This window comes from Frischella japonica, assembly GCF_014489845.1.
Classification (GTDB): Bacteria; Pseudomonadota; Gammaproteobacteria; order Enterobacterales; family Orbaceae; genus Frischella; species Frischella japonica.
This window is the reverse complement of the sequence record NZ_JABURY010000020.1, coordinates 16,336-37,200: the sequence shown is the minus strand read 5'-3', so window position 1 is coordinate 37,200 and position 20,865 is coordinate 16,336. Positions and strand designations below refer to the sequence as shown.

General features: G+C 34.0%; 10 protein-coding genes. 3 read left to right on the top strand and 7 right to left on the bottom strand.

The genetic code is table 11. From position 1 onward, the window contains the following. The 4 genes from FcAc13_RS10565 to FcAc13_RS10550 form a co-directional block, all read right to left on the bottom strand. On the bottom strand, window positions 1-1,602 hold the full coding sequence (locus FcAc13_RS10565; protein ID WP_187756190.1) for a class I SAM-dependent DNA methyltransferase: 1,602 nt from the start codon (window positions 1,600-1,602) through the stop codon (window positions 1-3). Between the two features lie 111 nt (window positions 1,603-1,713). Further along, entirely contained in the window at window positions 1,714-5,235 is a 3,522-nt protein-coding gene (gene hsdR, locus FcAc13_RS10560) for a type I restriction-modification system endonuclease (RefSeq protein WP_187756189.1), read from the bottom strand. A gap of 528 nt (window positions 5,236-5,763) precedes the next feature. Further along, window positions 5,764-7,158 (bottom strand): DUF3999 family protein, encoded by a 1,395-nt coding sequence (locus FcAc13_RS10555; protein WP_187756188.1) that lies wholly within the window; start codon window positions 7,156-7,158, stop codon window positions 5,764-5,766. A 7-nt stretch (window positions 7,159-7,165) separates the two neighbouring features. Next, complete coding sequence (locus tag FcAc13_RS10550; RefSeq protein WP_187756187.1) at window positions 7,166-9,958, bottom strand: DUF2339 domain-containing protein; 2,793 nt, start codon at window positions 9,956-9,958, stop codon at window positions 7,166-7,168. A 1,467-nt stretch (window positions 9,959-11,425) separates the two neighbouring features. On the opposite strand from FcAc13_RS10550, the gene FcAc13_RS10545 reads away from it, so the two are divergent. The 3 genes from FcAc13_RS10545 to FcAc13_RS10535 all read left to right on the top strand — a co-directional run bounded on the left by FcAc13_RS10545 (window position 11,426) and on the right by FcAc13_RS10535 (window position 15,185). Further along, window positions 11,426-11,923: a hypothetical protein gene (locus tag FcAc13_RS10545; protein WP_187756186.1), complete on the top strand. Its 498-nt coding sequence runs from the start codon at window positions 11,426-11,428 to the stop codon at window positions 11,921-11,923. A gap of 896 nt (window positions 11,924-12,819) precedes the next feature. Beyond that, window positions 12,820-13,659: an SDR family NAD(P)-dependent oxidoreductase gene (locus tag FcAc13_RS10540; protein ID WP_187756185.1), complete on the top strand. Its 840-nt coding sequence runs from the start codon at window positions 12,820-12,822 to the stop codon at window positions 13,657-13,659. After that, the gene (locus FcAc13_RS10535) at window positions 13,656-15,185 is read left to right on the top strand and encodes an AMP-binding protein (RefSeq protein ID WP_187756184.1); all 1,530 of its coding nucleotides are present in this window, start codon (window positions 13,656-13,658) and stop codon (window positions 15,183-15,185) included. The genes FcAc13_RS10540 and FcAc13_RS10535 overlap by 4 nt, the downstream gene beginning before the upstream one ends. A gap of 259 nt (window positions 15,186-15,444) precedes the next feature. Here the strand turns inward: FcAc13_RS10535 and FcAc13_RS10530 are convergent, their stop codons facing one another. From FcAc13_RS10530 to FcAc13_RS10520, 3 genes are all read right to left on the bottom strand, one after another. Next, the gene (locus tag FcAc13_RS10530) at window positions 15,445-16,464 is read right to left on the bottom strand and encodes a hypothetical protein (protein WP_223064589.1); all 1,020 of its coding nucleotides are present in this window, start codon (window positions 16,462-16,464) and stop codon (window positions 15,445-15,447) included. Between the two features lie 60 nt (window positions 16,465-16,524). Continuing rightward, window positions 16,525-17,433: a restriction endonuclease gene (locus FcAc13_RS10525; RefSeq protein WP_187756183.1), complete on the bottom strand. Its 909-nt coding sequence runs from the start codon at window positions 17,431-17,433 to the stop codon at window positions 16,525-16,527. A gap of 231 nt (window positions 17,434-17,664) precedes the next feature. Further along, on the bottom strand, window positions 17,665-20,856 hold the full coding sequence (locus FcAc13_RS10520; protein ID WP_187756182.1) for a type I restriction endonuclease subunit R: 3,192 nt from the start codon (window positions 20,854-20,856) through the stop codon (window positions 17,665-17,667). Window positions 20,857-20,865 lie beyond the last annotated feature (9 nt).

The window sequence follows — 20,865 nt, the reverse complement described above, 5'->3', positions numbered from 1 at the left end:
TTATATACCCCCTCCCAAAGCACTCAACAAACTCTCCAACTTATCCAAAGCAACTATTAACTCATCTTTTGCTTGCTTGGCGAGTATGGCTGGTTCTGGGAGTTTGGTTGCATCCACACTATTTTTATCTTTTAACCAACTGATATCGAGTGAATCCTGTTTTGTGTCAGCAATCCAATCGCGGCTAAAACAGCGCCATCTTGATTGTGCTAGTTGATTATTAACGTCTAAGTTTTCTTGACTGGCTGACGAGTTTGCTTTGATATCATCTGGATTGAATGACCATTCACCTTCCTGTCTTGGGCTGGTGCCGTCGGGATTGATACCATAAACGGTTTCAAATGGTTGTAAATATTGCTCAGTAAATGGTGTACGTTTACCAAAGTTTGGCATATTGGTACGCAAATCATAAACCCAAACATTTTGCGTACAGTTTTCTTGTTGCAGTTTGTTTGTTACTGAGCCCTTAGTGAAAAATAGCACATTGGTTTTTACACCTTGGGCATAAAAAATCCCGGTCGGTAAGCGTAGTATTGTATGTAAATTACATTTATTCATTAAATCGCGACGAATATCAGTCCCTTTACCCGCTTCAAACAATACATTATCAGGCAATACCACGGCAGCGCGACCACCGGGTTTTAAATTACGGTAAATATGTTGTAAAAAAGCTAATTGCTTGTTGGTGGTCTCATAAGTTAAATCTTTACGAGTAATACTGGCATCGCCACCTTTACTGGTACCAAATGGTGGATTAGCGAGAATAATATCCGCAGGTTTTAGGTCTTGCCCAACTTGACCAAGTGAATTGCCTAATAAAATTGCACCATCATTACCGCCTTCTATACCGTGTAATAAACAATTCATTAAGGCAAGTCGACGAGTATTTGGTACTAATTCAACACCAATAAACGCTTCGTTTTTTTGAAAATCAGCATCTTTAGCATCAAGATCATAATAATCGTTGGTTTGTTGCCGTAAATACTGATCTGCTGCGACAAGAAATCCTGCCGTTCCGGCAGCAGGATCTTGGATGATATGTTTTATTTGTGGTTTAATACACCGCACCATACAATTAATCAGTGGTCTTGGCGTAAAATACTGACCAGCACCGGATTTTGTTTCATTGGCATTTTTTTCTAATAATCCTTCATAAAGATCACCCAGCCCATCCTTTTGAATACTAAACCAATCAATTTGATCTAATGTTTTAATCAATTGCTCTAAATGGCGTGGTTCTCGTAATCGAGTTTGTGCATCGGCATAAATGGCGCTTATTAATGGGTCATTATGTACTGTCACTTCAATGTATTGTTCTGGATTTTCAGGATCGATTTCTTGACGCTTACCTGTTGATAAGGCTAATAACATGGCTTTATAATCATTTAATAGGGTAATACCTGATTTATCATTGAGATTAGTCCAACGACACCCAACAGGTAAAGGATGTTTTTGCAAAATCCCTGCTTCGGTATTTTCATGTACCATCTTAATAAATAATAAAAGTACTAATTCAGTTACATAATCTGAATAGTTAATACCATCATCACGCAATACATCACATAAATTCCACAGTTTTTGTACAATATTGTTATTAGTCATTTTTTATCCCAAGTTTATACTCGTATACTTAATAGGCAAGACCAGTATTTTCATCGCCATTATGAATTAGAGTAAATGTATATTTTAGCAACTTCAAGTGACTTTGCTATATTATGCGGTAAGTGCTGACCAAATAGCCTCGCTTAATTCATCTAATACCGTATCAAGTTGATTGCCCAATATTTTATCAAGCTGCTTAGCACCACCACTATCAGTAAAGCGTTGATTAATAAATTCTTTATCAATAACGATCTCAAAGATAATTTGTTTGGCTAAACGATCTAACCAATTGCGTTGAGCCGGTGTCCAACTATGGCTTTGGTAGATTTGTTGCATGGCTTGTTTAACACGTTGTTCAAAAGGAATTAATGGTTCGCCCAAGGCAGCACGTCGGATATAACCAATAATACTCGCTGCAATATCTTGATTAGTTTGATTGCGTACGGCAGTGCGTAAATTAGCTTCCGAATAACCTGCACCATCCAATAACAGTTTAACTTCTTTCAATTGCGCACGGGTTAAATCACGTGGGCGGTTAACAACCACAGACAACGCAGCACTTTCATTTAATTGATTATGAATGAAATGATTAAAACTGTCTAAATAATCCTCGGGTCTTTGGTGAGAGCCATAACTTTGCGAGCGTTCTCGAAGATGATCTTCATGTTGAGAAATGAGTGGTAAACGTTCACTACCTAGCAATCGATTGACTTCATTTAATTGATTAATTAACCCATGATGTTGTTTGATAAAATTCGCAGCAGATTCAGGACCAATTTCATGTAAATAATTATGTAGTTTTTTCGGTTCAACATCCCATAAGGTTTGTAATTCATCTAACTTTTGTCTTAATTCAGGTTTATTTTCTGCTTTTTGCTCTGCCTTACGCAAGATTCGCATTAATTTTTGATTTAATTGATTTAAAATTACATCAGCATAAGTTTCACCCGCCATATCGCCAGGTGTTTGTAATGCTTTAGATAATAATTTAGGATCACTTAGTTCCTCAATTAATTGTTCAAGGGGGATATTAGGATCTTTAACTAACGGTTGCATAGTATTAACGTCTTTTAGTGCGGCATAAATATCAACCGGATCATATATTCGAAATACCGTTTTACCTATACTATCACATCGTCTTGTTGCGCGACCAATCATTTGTTCATATAAGATACGGGATTTGACTCGGCGCATAAAGACTAAATTACAAATCTTAGGCACATCAATACCCGTTGTTAATAAATCAACAGTGATAGCTATATTTGGATAGCGTTCATTTTTAAATTGTTTGATTAATTGATTAACTTTATCACTCTGCCCGGTAATTTTAGCGACAGCTGCTTGATTATATTCACCATTATAGAGATTCTTAAATGCATCATCTAATAAGCGTTTAACCATATCTGCATGTAGATCGGTAGCACAGAAGATTAATGTTTTTTCTTCACCAAACGGATCGAGTTCATTCACCAATTGTTCGCAAATTACTCGGTTAAAGTTTTCATTTATAACCCGACGATTAAACGCGTCGACTTCAAAATTAAGCTCATCTTCTAATTCAGCGGTTTCAACTTCACCGGTTTGCGTATTGATGGCACTGACTTTTTCACCTTTGGTAAACGTAATACCATTTTGTGTTAATAAAGTTTGGTAACGTATTGGCGGTTCATGATCAATTAACCAGTCATCGGCAACAGCTTCTCGATATGAATAAATATAAACAGGCTTACCAAAAATATCGCTAGTATGTTTTGCGGGTGTTGCCGTTAGCGCAATTTTTACCGCATCAAAATAATCTAATACTCGACGATAACTTGATAAATATTGCGTGGCGTCACGTATTGCCATCTCACCTTCTGTCATCTCTTGATCTAATGTATAACCACGATGCGCCTCGTCAATTATGATGCAATCAAACTGATCGATTAAAGGTGGATTATCGCTCATAAAAATGCGTTTGACCATTGCTTGCACGGTTGCCACTTGTATTCGTGTTTCAGCTTCAGTAGCCATAGAACCAAGCTCGGCTAAGTTATAAATTTTAGATAAAGTAAGGTTTTGTTCTAATGGCGCTTCATTGAAGGAATCTATTGCTTGTTTTCCTAAAGCGGTACGATCGACTAAAAATAGAATTCGTTTAAATCGTTCAGTTTTTAAAAAGCGGTACATCAATCCTATAATTGTGCGAGTTTTACCTGTTCCTGTTGCCATCGCAAGTAAAGCGGTTCGTATCCCCTTGGAAAGGGTATTTTCTGTCGCAACAATTGCTTTTTCTTGATAATCCCTTAATTGCAAATAGGCAAATGGTTCTTGTTTTAGTTGTTGTTCAGCGTTTTCTCGACTACGATTAAGTAGATCTAAGAGTCCTTGCGGCGAATGAAAAGATAATAAAGGACGCTTTAAATTGGCGCCATCACGAACATCACGAAACCATGTTCCTGACTGTTCAGCTAATTGTTGAATGTATGGACGACCATTACAAGAATAAACAAAAGGAATTTTGTAGTGGCAATCTGATTCATCAGGCCAAGCAATCGTTCTTTTTTCAAGTTCCCAGGCACCAATCAATGGTGGTAATACTTGGAAGCCTTTACTATAACGTTCAGCTTGACCGATTTTTCCGGAAACATTTTTATTCTTTTTCTTAGCTTCAACAACTGCAATTGGTGTTAATCCCGCAAATAAAACATAATCAGCCCATCCTTTTTCGCCTTTATGTTCTGTCGGCCATTCGGCAATGGCTAAATATTTATTTTTTTCTGGGCGAGTACCCTTTTTATAATTTAACTGTTCGGTGTCAGCTTGCCAACCCGCTTCAATAAGCTGCATATCAATTAAAATTCGTGTGAGTTCTTCGCTTAATTCTATTTGTTGACTTGCTTTTTTAGCTTTCTTACTTATTGTATTACGAGATACTTTTTGAGCTTTTACATCTTGTAAAGCAAGTGCTTGTTGTAAATCCTTAATCTTTATTTCATATTCTTTCTGTTGTTTGAGTAACATTGCCTCATTTTCTTGGGCCTGTTGAGATAGGGATCGCGCCTCTTCATCCATTTTTAACGCTAAGGTTTCAAATTCAGTCTTTTCTTTAGCGAGTAATTCATTAAATTGTTGACTGGAATTGAGTTCAATATTGGCTTGTTCTAGTTCTATTTTAAGTTTACTGATTTCTGACTGTAAACTGCGCAAGTGCTCGCTAGGATCAGCAAGTGGTTTGAAAGGTCCTGGTTTAAATTGCACACCAGCTTGACTAAAAGATTGGTGAAACCATATCGCTAATTTGTAAGCAACTAAAAGTCCATCTTTTGCTTCTTTGTGCTTGGTTTTAAATTGATGAGTAGCTTTATTCCCTTCAATACGTAATGTATGAAAAAGATTACGGATAATGGGTTCCAATTTGAGTTCATTACTAATCTTATACAACAAATCAGACTGAGAAGTGCGTTCATTAAATTCAATACCAGCCTTGGCAGCAATATGTTGTGCCATTGCTTCAGCTAATTGCCGTAATTTTATTAATGTGGTATTAGGATCACTGCTAAATGCTCGCTCTGCTGTACACGCTAATTCGACAAACAGTGGATCGTGTTCAGCTAAAAAACCAAAATTCGATTGCTCTTTAATTATTATCATTAAGCACTATCTCCATTGACGTTATATCCCTTTCTCTTTTTTATTATCGCAAATTTTGTCTAATTTTATAGCTATTTTTATTTTTTGACGCACAAAATAATCTCTACGAATTTTTTAAGCAATATGGATAAGAATGAGTGTTGCAAACCGACGCCCAGCAGTTAACCTAGCACTTAACAACTTATCTTTAATATAAAAATAGAAAAAACAGCCTATTAGTAAGTTCGCAAAAACAGTTAATATTTTGATTACTTAGGTGAGTATGATAAAGACAATTATCTATAATTAATTGTTTATTCTAATAAATTATTTAAATAGCATCAGAGTTAAATGAAAATCTATCATTATATGCGAAATATTAACGACTAAGTGTTTTAGTGATCGTGTAGTTTATCAACATCAACATGTAAATACGCTGAATAAATATGATATTGCCAAATATACTATTCGTTCTCGTGATAATAGTAAAAGAAAGGTGAATCACATTCATCAATTAATCTCGATAAATGTGATTACAGTTGTGGCGAATTATTGCGGTGACTTTTTGATTTCGGTAAATAGTTTAAATCCTAATATAACTAAAAAAGCAGCACCGGCAATTAAACACAGCCAAATTACCCAATTAAGCATAGTACTTTTACTGTTTTGTGATTCTATGTCAGTTTTACCAGCAAGTTTGAAGATTTTACCAATATGTGCTTCTGGTAAATCTGCTATTGATTGTGTTTCAGGAATTAATACATGTTGTGGTAATGCTACACGGGTTGCTTGTGTTGAGCCCCAAGCTAAAGTAAATGGTCCATTGTCACCACTATTGAAGATTAGATTGATACGATTACGATAAGCGATAATGTTAGGTGCAGTCGTAAAACTAGCATTGATAGCTTTTATTTTTAATTGTTTCATTGTTATATTCGCATCGTGTAAGATGATTTTTTGTGGTTCATCTTGATCACCATTACGACGGATTATATAGTCATTAAGTTTATGCCACGATTTATCTTTATCACTATCGGTAGCTTTATAAAAGATGCTGAGCGGTAAAATGGTACGCGAACTTTGTAATTCAATAGTAATTTCATTTACCGGCTGTGGTGAAGGCAGTTGATAAATAGCTTCTTCATGATCGGATGCAATTAAATCGAACTTAAGCGGATATTGAACTTGTTGAGGAATTCTGATTTTCGATGTAAATTCAATCTGTTTAATTGTCGGAATTATATACTGATCTGAAGTTAAAGTAATAAGCCAATAACGTATCTGGTCGTTACTTTGTGCGGGGATATCAATCGTGTGTACTTTGAGGGATTGATGATTATTCTGGTCAGTTAATGACATTAAAGGGATGTTACTACTAGCTATTTGCCAATTGTTTAAATCATAACTGTAAAGCAATTTTGCTTTCGCTTGCCAATTAGGATTTTCGTTATCATCAAAATCAAGCGTTAGTTGACGGATAGCGCCAGACTCTAATTTAATGTTATCTGGAATTTGCAATAAATAATTGGCTGTGAATATATTTTTACCCTTCTTTTTATCAACATTAATCTGAATATCTTTGCTATTAATATTAACATGATATTGATCAACATCTAATGAATCTTGCGAGCTATTTTGGGGTTTTTTGGGTTGTTGGTCCAGAGCGTAAATGATCACAGGAAACGTTTGGATGCTTTCTTTTTGTTCGTACTGATTGGCTAACGCGAAAGGAACCGGTTGCTTTTTGTTGTTAAATATTCGCACATCATCTAAATGTGTAGATGATGTGTGAATATACATATCTTCAGGGATATCAATACGACTATACATGCTTGTCTCATTGGCGGTTTCAATTATGGCACCAAAGAGATAATTATCTAGCGTATCTTCAGCTTGAGTTAATCCACTAAACAATAGTAATGCATACATTAATCGTTTTTTCATAATTTATTTATTCCTCATTAGATAGCTGTTTTATTTTTGGAGGCACCGGAGCCAAATAACCTATTAATAACATTAATAACGCCACGCCAATAAAAGCAAATGCACGTAACAATCCATCGAGTTCAACACTATCTACAAATATTAATTTAATCACCACAATTAATTGGATGAAGACACCGGTGTACCATAGTTTCCGGTTTGAATAACGGTGGCCAGTAGTTACTAATGCGACGGCAATTAATGTCCAAATCAATGACAATGTTGCTTGAACAATATTTGAATGCCATAAAAAATAAAATGACCAATCAATATTGAACCACTGACTTAAGCACCTTAATGCCAGACTATTTGCCCATAAAAAAGTGAGCAAAGTTAATAATATTAAAATGATATTTGGTAATGATGCACTTAAGTTCGCCATGTTGGTTGATTGGCTATTTATTCGCAAATGGTTTTCAGCTAATTTTAACCAGACACCGAGCATCATTAAGGCAAATATTGCGCTTATCTCCAGTGGATTAATAAATGGTATATAGTACCAATTATTAATTTTTCCGTTCATAAATATACCGATTAATAACTGATAGACTAAATATAGAATTATCGGAGTTAAACCAATTAACCAATAGGTTTTAGCAAGATACGGTGTTGTAATAATACGTCGTTTAACTAACATGTAGAATAATAAAACAATACTACTATTGGTTGCCAGTAATACGCTAAACTCAACCGTTGCTAATCCCATTGGCAATAAAATAAACAATAATTCTATTCCATCGAATAACCAATCCAACGTTATCCAAAATAGACTGATATGTAATGCCAATAAAAGCCATTTTGGCAATGCAATATGGCGTTTTACTGAAAGATATAAATAAAAATATGCATTTAAGAAGGCGATTGGCCAGAATAAATACCAAAGACTGCTGTTTAATACCGTGTCATCGAAAATAAAACGAATGATTGTTAGGCGTGAAATGAAGAGAATAGGCCAAAGGATGATAACCGCATTATTGAGAATACGCCAGTTAATTTTCTGACCGATGATATACCATAACCATGTCGAAATCATAAAACATAAAGTAATCGCTTGCAGTTTTGCGGTTATTTCGTTTATTCTCATAATACTGCTCACAATCCAGATAATCCACGTAATGCCGGCAAGGGTTATAAATAATAATTTTATTATCTTGGTTGAAAAGTCTAACGGTTGATAATAATGCCATAAACATGCATTAAACAGCATATAGATGCTTATACACCCAAAAGCGATAATATAGGGGCTGTTCTCTAAATAAGAAGAAAGGTATATATTTCCGGAAAAGAAACCTAACAATGTAATTAAGGCGCCACACCACGCTAAACGGGGCTGTTTTTGTGTAAGCATAGCCCAACTTAATGCAGAACCTTCAAATAACCAAATCAAAGCTATCCATTGAGGATCAAATGCCAGTGCAACGGTCAGATTGCTAAATGAAAGACCAATTGCTAGCCCGTATAAGGATACTGTTTTGGTAAATAGTGGATAACGGCGTAATATAATGTAAGAGCCAGTAAGATAAAATAACCCAAACCCAAGCGCAGAAAATGCTGGACCAAATTCCCATTGTTTAGTAATGGCATATTGTAATAAGAAAGCTAGTAGCGGTGTACCTATCAGTAAGATTAAATCGATAATGTTTTGATTGGATTCTTTATTTGCATAGCGAACAGACAGCAACACAGCTAAAACACCATAGATCAACATATTAGCTAAAATAAAAAACTGACATTCGGCATAAAATTCTGGACGAAAGTTATTATAACCCCATATTAAAGATACTATATAGGTAAAGGCAAAACCGATTAAATTTAGTATTCGCCATGATTGCCAGTGGGCGATGATGAGAAAGCTACTAGAAATCATTAAATAATAACTAAATAGGGCTATATGGTTACCGGAATTTGTGGATAATAAAATGGGTGCAAGATAGCCACCAACGCTAGCCAAAATAGCTAAACTGATTGCACGTTGTAATACCGCAAATAAAACACTCGTTCCACATATGACGAGCAGTAAAATATAGGCGAATGTTGAAGGAATGAGTTGATAAAGTTTGAAAGCAGCGTATATGGTTAGATATAAATCGCCAATGGCACCACCTTGTAATATTAATGCGTAAGGTTGTTTCTTTTGACGTAAACGCCATCCAAAAGTTAATAGTACAATTCCTAAAACGAAAGCGCCTAATATACGAATCTCTGGTGATAATAATCCATGATCAATACTATATTTAAACAGATAAGATAGACCGAAAAACAATATGATAATGGCGACTTTGGCTACAACATTACCTTTAAACAGCCATGTAATAAAATAGTTAATAAAATCAAGATATTGTTTTTCTTGGGAATTAAAACCCTGTTGATGCATAGATTGCTGTTTAGGGGGGATTTCATCATTTAATGAGATAATGATTTCAGATTCTTTTAATGACAACGATGGTGTTTTTCCAATGATTGGCTGATTGTCAGTATTGGTTTGAAGCGAGTTATTTTCTAATTCTATCGGTGTGTGGACTATTGATTCACTGCTAATTTTCGGTTCAGGAATCGCCGTATTTGCTATTTCCGCTGTATCCGTAATCTCTTTTTTTTCACTTATCTCAGATGGGTAAATTTTCTTATTTAACTCGGTTAATTGCGTTTGTATCTGGTTAATTTGCTTTTTTAAGTAAGATAAGTTGGTGAATACATTACAAGCCATTATTATAGCAATCAAACTTAATATTATACTGAGTATATCAATATCATATCCCATTATCACTTTCTCATATGTTATTCTGGATAGTAATTCGCCATTTTAATGCACAATGATAAATAAATAAATCGATTTACAATTTTATTAAAGATGGAATTATCTAAGAAACATGAAACATAAATAAAAAAGATAAATAACCTTTTTAAAAATCAGAATAAATTTTATTTCTTACTAGCAATTTCCTGCTGTAAAAAATAGTGAGAAGACGGTATTTAAATTAAGATAATCAATTTCGCTTTATATTTGATGTCTTATTTAGATTTTTTGAAAAAATTTAATTGGTATAACTCTTATTTGTTCCTAAAGTCCCTTAATATGATGTTATAGTTATTCTGATATCATAGAAAATATATCAAGTTTTATTAATTAAAAAATAATCAGAAAGAAGTATAAAGATGAATAAAAAAGCAAATCATCCAGCAGATATGAAAAACAAAAATAAAGGGACACAATAAACAAATAAACTTATGATAAAAACCAAGGAAACAAAGGCAAATAATTGAATCCTAATCAACAAAAATAATTAATATTAGAGGCTGGTCTTGATAAATTTTACTATCATCTCTAAATTTAAAGCTAATTTTTAATCATTTTTGTTATTTTTTTGGATATTTTTTTCTTGTCTCTCTCAAATTCTGGACTGAAATCTTCGTCGCTTAAACATTGCGGTTTTGTTAATCCCTTTTTTTAAAATCAGGGGGTTAGTAAGATAACGAATAACAACAGATAAATGTTCTGGTGTATGAGTTTTTTGTTGTTCCTTCTTTATTTTGCTTGCAAAATTGCAGAAATAATTTTCTGCTATTTGATTGGCATTTACGCCACTTAATACTTTGATGTTTAAGCTATTATCAAGCCCATTATATACCCATATCAAAAACGGAATGATGTTATGAATAAAGTGCAATCTCATTGTTACAACTAGGGGGGAGAAGTTGTTTATCCTTTTCTAAATGATGATATCAGTCATTTTTTGTTGCAGTTTTGATATAAATTAAACCATGTAAACAATATTATATTATTTTGTGGGATTGCTTACAAAAATTTTAATCTGTTTACTGAAGGTAGCTAAAACCATTAGTTACCTGACTATACTTACTTTTTAGCTTTATTTAGATAAATTGCGTTGGAACTTGGTTGGGCATTAAAAAAGCAAGGGTTATCAGAAAAGACTTTAGACATAAAAAACGGCTAAAAGCAGGTCATAAAATTTGCTGATTGGTGTCGATCGAACATGGAATCTAAGATACCGCTTAAGTATTAGAGGTGTTGAGTTAGCAAATTTGAGATAGGGAAATGTATCTGTGTTCTTATCTTTAATGATTTGATTTTTTTAATTTATCAAATATCTCTCAGAATTAAATTAAATATTCTTAAATTAAAACTTGACCTAATAACATTCATTTCATACAATGCATCCGATTCATGAATCGAATGAGTTAAATTATTAAACAAAGGAGATATAAAATGTTATTAACTACTAATATTAACCAAGTTATCGAAAATATAAAGAAATTTCAAATTGAATTAAATAAAAAAAATGGAAAAAATGATCTAGTTAATGCTTTAGGTCAATTTACAAATTGGTTTGCCCATAAGGATGAATTAGGAAATTGGATATTTGCACCAAGTAAGTTTATAGGTTATCAAGAAATGTCTTTAGAGGAATATGAAAATAAAAATCAAAATAAGTTAGATGGTAGACAAACAGACGCAATATTAAAAAAATGGAAAATTACTCCATCAAAAGAACAAGATAAAGAATTAAAAGAAAAACTATGTCTATTTTTAGATCGTTATCAAAAACGAATTAAGACGACCGCCAAAGTCTATATATTAAGTGAAAATCAAGATGGAGAAATAGAGCAAAGTAAAGCTCTCATAACAATACTTAAAACTTGGGATAAAGATACGCAAAAAAAGGTTATTAGCGATATAAATATCTATGAGCAAAGTCTTAGATAGTTTAGAAATAAACATATGTGTTTTTTATTAAAATGACTAAAATGCTTTTTTTATATTGTAAAAATTAACCTCAGTAACTCACTAATTTTTGGGGCTAATTGTTATAATATTGCATCCTAAAAAATGAACAAGGAGATTATTAATAATCTCCTTTTTTTGGTGAGTTTACTTTATAACTCGGTCAATTCACGATTTTTAAAATTATAAATACATTTTAATAGACCAAGTTTCTGTTCAAGAGATGTGTGGATCTGTGATTCAGATCAATTTTACCTATCACGTTTTTAAATCATGAGCTGGATTATAATAATTTTGAAGTTTGATTTCTAATGAATTTTGTTGACTAGTCAAACAAGATGAAAAAATTATAATAAGAAAATTTAGATACAAAAAACTAGCTTTCGCTGGTGTTTTTGGGAATTGGTGTTCAAATACATAATAGAAGCGCATTTTCTAAGTTTTGATATAATAGTAATTTGGCAGGACTTTTAGAAGCTAGAATGTATATGCGGTAATATCCTTAACTTGATAGGTATAGTTGGTGGTATCGAATATAGATATCAAAAACCTATCAGTGTTAGGGATTTTTTCAGCACGGTTATACCCAAAAATATTATCTTTTTATAAATTTAATACCTTATTAAAAAATTCATTTATTTCTAACAATAAAATTAGGGTTTCTTTTTTCATTAAATAGGAGACAAGCAAGCTAGTAAGAAACAAGCTTGAAATACTGACAATTAGAGATCAATACAATAATTTCAAGTTTCTTAAGGAAGGGCTGTTTTTTATTTAGATATAAACTTTAAAATCAACTTATTTTAAAAAACATTAACTTGTTGACTGATTGAATGTTTACCTTATACTATGCGCAATTGTTTACCGGCAGTACAAAAATGTTCAACTCCTCAAATCTTCTCAATTGTGTACTCTTTCCAATCGTTAAGCCTAATTATTCAAAATTAAATCGGCAATTAGAAAATAAAGTGATTGTCATTACCGGCACTAGCTATGGAATTGGTGAAAGTCTGGTTAATCTTTTAGCCAATATTCAATGCCATCTTATTTTAGTTGCTAGAACACATGATAAATTAATAAATATACAGCAGTCATTAGCTCACAAAAAAGCTAAGATTGATATATTTTCGGTTGATTTGCGCGAATCGGAACAATTGGATAATTTAATGACTAATTTACAGCGATACTCTGTTGATATCTTAATCAATAATGCTGGCAAATCAATTTGTCGACCAATACTGCAATCATTATCACGTATGCATGATTTTGATAGAACGATGAAGTTAAATTATTATGCACCGGTCAAACTCTGCTTGGCGTTAATTCCCCATTTACAGCGTAATCAAGGGCAAATTATTAATGTTTCCGCCATAAACGTACTTTTAGCCCCAACGGCTAATTGGGCTGCTTATCAAGCCTCAAAAACGGCCTTTGACCAATGGTTAAACTGTGCAAGGCCAGAATTGGAAAATCAGAAAATCAAGGTTTCAACAGCTTATTTACCTCTTGTTAAAACACGAATGATTGAACCTACTAAGATATATAAGAGATTTCCTGCCTTGCAAGCTGATGAAGCTGCAGCCATAATTTGCCGTTTATTACAAACAAAAAAACATCAATATAAACCATGGTGGACCATTATAGTTCAACTTGCCTCATTATTTTTTAATAATATTTGGGTTAAATTGAACCGTTATTTTTTGAAGAAAAAGCTATGATAAAACTTATTAAAGCGCTGTATAAAAAGAAATTATTAACTTTATTAGGCATTTGGCACTTATTAAATAGCATTCATATTGTTGGTATCAATTTAATGGCGTTGCTTTATGTTCGTCAAAAACTTTCTCCTAACCAAATTGCTATCGATGAGAACGGCACTGGCACTGATTATCGTACCCTTTTTAATCAATCTCAGCACCTTGCCAAACAATTAGCGATTAATTTTAAAATAAAGCGTCATCAAAAAGTCGCTATTATAGCGCACAACCACCTACTCTTAGTTCACACTTTATTTGCTATGACAAGATTAGGCGTTGATGTTTATCTTATCAATACTGAACTGTCGACAAATCAACTTAAGTCCATTCACGAAAATGTCGGTTTTGACTGGATAATTCATGATCCAGAAATAGCGTGTTTATCAAATGTAAAAAGTTTACCCATTTATCATGAAAGCCTCATGTCAATTCACTCTCTATTAGCTTCTACCTCGACAATTGATGTAAAAATTAAAACGACCCACTTCTCAAAAATTACAGTGTTAACGAGTGGCACAACAGGACGTTTTAAATTAGCAGAACGCGATAGTAAGGCACAAAATTTTATTAACCCATTTTGTCAACTACTGGTGAAACTAAATCTTTTCCGTTATCAAAAAATCTATATTGCAACGCCTATTTATCATGGGTATGGCATGGCAAGTTTATGTATAGCTGTGTTATTAGGTGCAACAATGTTTTTAACAAAAAAATTTGATAGTCAAAAAGCATGTGGGTTAATTGCTAGTAACCAAATAGAGGTGGTCACACTTGTTCCTTTAATGTTAAATAGGATGTTGAAATGCTCTAAACATCAACTCACTAGTTTAAAATGTATTATTACTGGAGGAGCGCCAATTACAGCAATATTAGTTGATCAAGTCATTGCTACGCTTGGAAAGATATTATTCAATTTGTATGGCACATCAGAAGCAGGTATTTGCATGATTGCCTCGCCAGATGATCTCTCTATCAAGCCAGAAACCATTGGTAAACCGCTGAGAGGATTATCAACTAAATTACAGAAGCAAAACAATGAATCACAAAAACACCATGAGCTGTTTATTAAATGTGCTTGGTCAACTGTAGGCAACCATTGGGTTTCAACAGGAGATTTAGTCTATCAAGATGCTGACGGTTATTACTTTTTAGCAGGTCGAGTTGATGATATGATTGTTTCAGGTGGTGAAAATGTTTATCCATATGAACTTGAACACTGCTTATCAACTCATCCGGAAATTAATGATGTAACAGTGATAAGTGTGCCGGATGAAGAATTCGGGCAAAGATTGGTCGCTTTTATTGTTTTAAATCCTAATACCGAACAATCCGAAACTAAAATACAGGATTGGCTTAAATCAAAAATAGCCCGTTATCAGATGCCAAAAAAAATCATTTTTATCGACGAACTACCGATGACAAGCGTTGGAAAAATAGACCGTAAAAAATTACAACAGCTGTTTTTCACTCATTCTAGTAATGTATAAAATATAGTTAGATATCTTCTTTTTTCTTTGTTTTATATAATATTGCAAACATCATCTTATTAGATGGTAAAAAAGCGGCAAACTAATAAAATAATAAAATTAGACCAAATATTATTAATGACAAATCACCATAATAACTAAGTTTTATCGGCAAAAGTGTAGTTCTGATTGGAATTGTTAGAGACGTGAAGAAAAACTAATGTTAACTTCTCTTTTTGTACTATTTTTTGTTATGATTTTTCTTAATGTCTCCGAAAATCTATTTTCTGAGTGGATAAATAATATGACCAACAATAGAACAAATCAGCCTTTGATCTTTTAGATAAAAAATATCATCGTTTTCTTCATCTTGTTCGCCAATAAAAAAGACCCAAGCTTTATCTTTCTTATTTTCTTTTTTAGCCTGCTTTGCCTCGTCTTGAGCGGCTTCGAGTTCATTCAATAACATTGTTTTTTTAGCTTGAGACCATGTAGACCAATCGATGTGAATTTTATAAGTACGTTCTGGTTTATTGTCAGTCCAAATTCCAGCAGTCAACGGTATAATCAATAACTCATCATTATGTATGATTTTATTCCATTGCAATGGAGAATAAAAAATTTTCTTTTCGTTATATTTTTTAATCGCATTATTTTCAATTTTTTTGAAAATTGTCATATAATTATAACCAGAAACTTCGGGAACATTTAAAGACATATTACGATCGTAAGGAAAGTTGACAAAAGCCCGACATATTGGACGAATAGTATTAGCAGCCCGCCTGGATTTTTTATTAAGATCATGATTTAGATCTTGGTTTTTACTATTTGTATTAACTGATGAGGATGTCTTTTTGCTATTTGGATTTACTGAATCCCCCACATGCTCTCTTTTTTCAATCAGAACTAATCCTGAAGGCGATAATCCAGGCGTGTTTTCTAATTTATCTTTGATACTCTGTTTTTTTCCTATCCCTTGATTAATAATTTTCTCTTCTGCGTCTGCATCACAATTTTCAGCATGAGATTGATTTGGATATTTAGAGAAATTTGGACGCAATTTATTTTCTTTACGCCATGAACGGGGTGCCATATCAATACCGCACCCCCAACATTCATAACCTTTAGGGTCAACAACATTTAGCTTCCATAAATCCTCAGCTTCAACAATTTGTCTTGTCAATTTATCACGAGCAGATTCCATATTATTTCCCTTTTCTATATTTAATAATCGTTGTATTGGATAAATGCTGGAAAAATTTATCGGAGCAACGGTTACTAATTCCGCATTATTTTTCATTTTGCGTTAATAAAGTATCGATTTATGATGACATTAAACTCATATAGGAAATACCTTTTACTAAACCTCCTCAAAGTAATCACTATCAATTTGCTTTACTTCATAAGTCTGCTTTGTTGAAACCCCAACATTGTGATCAATCATTAACTCTGCTAACTGACTACCATTAATTAAAATAATTTTTGACTCTAAATGTGTTACGTAATCAATTGCTTCATTGCTAAAATTGGAAGTTGTAATAAACACGCCTTTTCTAGCTTTTACACCCTGTAGGGCGCCAGCAAATTTTTGTATTTCAGGTCGGCCGACAGTACCTTCCCACTTTTTAGCCTGTAAATAAATCATGTCAAGTCCAAGCTTATCTTCTCGGATGATCCCATCAATGCCACCATCTTTTGCTATGCGAGTTGCCTCCCCTGCATCACGGCGAGAGCCACCATAACCTAAAGCAAGCATAACGTCCAAGACTAACCGTTCAAAAAATGCAGGTGAACACGTTTTAATTGAACTCAGTAGATCAGTGACAAGTGAGCCTCGAATTTCTTGATAGGATGAATCCATAAGTTCTGTCGGTGTGTTTTCTGATTCAACGTTAATTGGCTTTGTTTGCGTTGGAGTGGCAGACGATGATTGTTTAAATGATACAAATTCTGGTATGTGCATTAACTCTTCATTTGTTAATCGCGTAGGCTTGCTTTGTAAAAACTTTAATCCCAATTCACTTATTTGCCAAATACCTCGTTTAGCGTTATCAATTAATCCTGCTTTTTTCAGATAGGTTTTAGCCCAACCGATTCTATTTTCAATAATCGCTTGATTGCTATTAGGGAGTAATTGATTTGCTTCATCAGGTGTTAAGTTGAATAGCTGAATCAAATGATCATACGTTTTCCTTGTCGTATGCGCTTTTCCATCGGATAACCATTCTAAAAGTGGTAGCATAAGCGTTTGATAATCGGGAATAGCCATTTATTTCTCCTTAATATAATGGATGATATTTTTAAGCTTATCACAACCATCTATATCGGTCCCATTAAATTCAACTTATTCATATCAATAGAGAAAAAAACTCTATAATCTGTTGTATAACGTTACAAAACGTTATGAATTGAATCGAAAAAACCAAAGTTTGTCGTAATGGTTAGATTAAAACTTATTTAAAAAATTTAATTTGAAAAAATCCCTACAAACAACGTCATCTTAAAGATCATCTGTTCGTGAAAAAATAAATTGTTTCAAAAACTGTTCAATGCGAATATTGAGCTTAAATAATGATATTGTGATGCCGTCTTGTTTTTCAAAATAGGCTTTCGCCTTTGCTTTATCGACCGTTTCTTTTAAGGCATCGAATCGACCAAAATCATTGAGATTATTCTCATTCACTCTATCGCTCATTAACGTTAAAAGTAGTTTTTTATCTAAACCAAGCGCATCAACCACCATATTCATTTGCGCATTTTCAGCGTTATCTTTGTAAATATTGATATAATCCCTAAAAGTGTGACCATCAATTAACCGCGCATCACCACGTTGTAAATCATGTAAAAAAAGTTTAGCGTACTTTTGCTCACTTTGAGAAAGTGAAGCAAATGACTTATGCAGCTCATTTAAGGTGTTTTCAATATTGATTGAATTTTGATTCAGCTCTTTCAAATATTTATCAAATCGACTATTCATATAGTTGGCATCGATTTTACCGGTATCGATTTCCGTTAAATAACCACTGACATCAAAAGGGACATCCCCCCCTCTCGCACCAATGCTTTCGCCTTTTGCAACTAACTCTCTGTAACGTAAAATGAGACTCAAGTAAGTTTGTTCGTCTATAGCTAATGTTACCTCATACGGTTTATCCTTTTCAGTAAAGGAGTAGATCGACTGTTTCCAATTAAATCCTTGTATTTTTGCTGCTTCTAAGTGTTGATTAAACGTATTAAATAATTTTGCAAATTTAGCACAAGTATCAATATCCTCTGGCAGTTTTTCAAAATTATCAATACCAGCGTTAATAAACAGCTCTCGAATATCTGCGACAAATTCATTCATAGCCTCAAGGTTGTTTACTAACTTATCAACAAATAAACCGATCGGCTTATCACCTGAGTAGAGTTTTACCGCATCGTTGATGTGCCGTTCCATGGTGTGTGGGTAACGATAATAGCGAATGATGCCGTGAGGTTTATCGGGACCAAACAAGCGATTAGTGCGCGAGAACGCTTGAATAATATGTTGATTTTCAATAACCTTATCTAAATATAACGTATTAAGCCATTTAGAATCGAAACCGGTAAGCATTTGGTTTACTACAATCAATAAATCTAACTGTTTTGCAGGCTCAGTATGTATATGTTTGTATTGTTTTTTATGAGCAAGACGAGTCGATAAATCTTTTTTGAAAGCAGCATGGCGGGCAAAATCAAAATTCTGACTGTAACGTGCGTTATAATCGGCTATTATTTCTTCTAAACCATCCCCTTTAAAGGTTGGGCCTCGATTTTCATCACCACTGTTATCAATATGTGGATCAAATAAGGCGGACACTTTCAGTTCCGGTTTGGCTGCTTTTAATCGTCGATAATAATCAATGGCTTCGGCGATACTGCTTGTAGCTAAAATAGCATGAAACTTATTGCCTTGACTGAGTATTTCCCATTTATCTAAGATATCGCTGACAACCTTTTCTTGATGCGCATCGGATAAATATTGGCTTTTCGGTATATAGTCTTCAATGCCTTTGTGATATTTACCCATAGCATCTTTATAGCCAGCCATAGGCATATCATTCATAAAATAATTAAATTTTTCCTTCTTTACGGGATCGTTCATGGCCTCTATAATGGTGTTAGCTTTAGCTTGCTCAAGCGCTACCTTTTCCCTCAAATCAATATCTCTAAACGTAGAAACTTTATAGGGGTCAAAACCCAGTACGTTGCCATCGCGTATACCATCGGCGATACTGTAACGATGTAGTTCGTTACCAAACACATCAGCGGTAGTATTGAGATTGATCTGATTTTCCTCATGAATCGGTGTGCCAGTAAAACCAAAAAAGAGTGCCTTAGGGAAAGTCCTTTTTATTCGCACCAACATGCCTTCTTTATCTTCATTACCGCCACTCATCGTTGATCGATGAGCCTCATCGATAATGAACACTAAGCGCTTGGTACGAATTTTTTCAATATCGGCAGAGTTAGTAGCCGTCCCTTCATCATTAACCGTTTCAAAAATATTACTCATTTTTTGAATGGAAGTAACAATTAATGTATCGGCTGGATTACTACTTTTCAATTTGGTAATGAGCGTATTGGTATTTTCTGTAGCTTGAACGTCTTCACCATCATTGGCAAAATTGCGGTACTCTGCAAGGGATTGTGTACCGAGTTCAACTCGATCCATTAAAAAAATTAGTTTATCGGCATCTTTGGATTGGGCAATTAACTGCGCCGATTTAAAACTGGTCATGGTTTTACCTGAGCCAGTAGTATGCCATACATAACCACCGAGGCAATCTGAATTATTTGCAGTATTACTAAGTTGTTGCCAATTGGTTTTGGCAACTTTGTCCGATATTGCATTGGCAGCATAATACTGATAACTACGCATCACTTTAAGGATGCCATCGGTATCGTCAGCAACAGTGTAAAAACCAATCAATTGGTGTGCCATAGGAATAGACAACAAGGTCGAAGCAATATCTTTCCAATGATTCATCGGCTCATTATTAAAATCAGCCCAGTGAAATTGATAATCAGGGTTAAAATTGCCATCTGCCCCCGGATTGGCAAAGTATTTCGTTTCCTCAGGCTCCATAGCCACAAATACTTGGATAAGCGAAAACAGCCCGCTAAATATCCCCTCTTTGCTGTACTTTTCAATTTGGTTAACAGCTTGGCTAACCGGAATACCACTGCGCTTTAGCTCTACATGAATCACCGGCATTCCATTAATGAGTAACATAACATCACCACGACGGTCATTACGCAAAGGGCTACCACGTTCAAATTTGGGTTGTTGCACAATTTGGTAACGGCTTTGACCAGCGGCAATTTCTTGGCGGTCGTAAATTTTTAAGCTGACCTCTTTACCGAAATGCAAGGTATCTAATGGGTTATCTCGCTTGATGGCAATGGTTTTACCGTTGATTAAGCCATTTAGTTTAATCGGTGTTTTAAGCTCTTTGATTTGCTCAATGATTTGTTGCATTTCAGTATTGGTTAAGGGCACATCATTTAACCGATCCTGTTGGCGATTATTTTCAAACAAGATAGTTGCCCAATTTTGCAACAATTGCGCCTCAGTTTTATTTTTAAGTATTTCCTGTTCCCACCCTTTTTGGGTAAGGACATCAATAAAGGCCTGCTCAAATTGGGCTTCAGTTTTAAAGGTTATCATTGTTTCTCC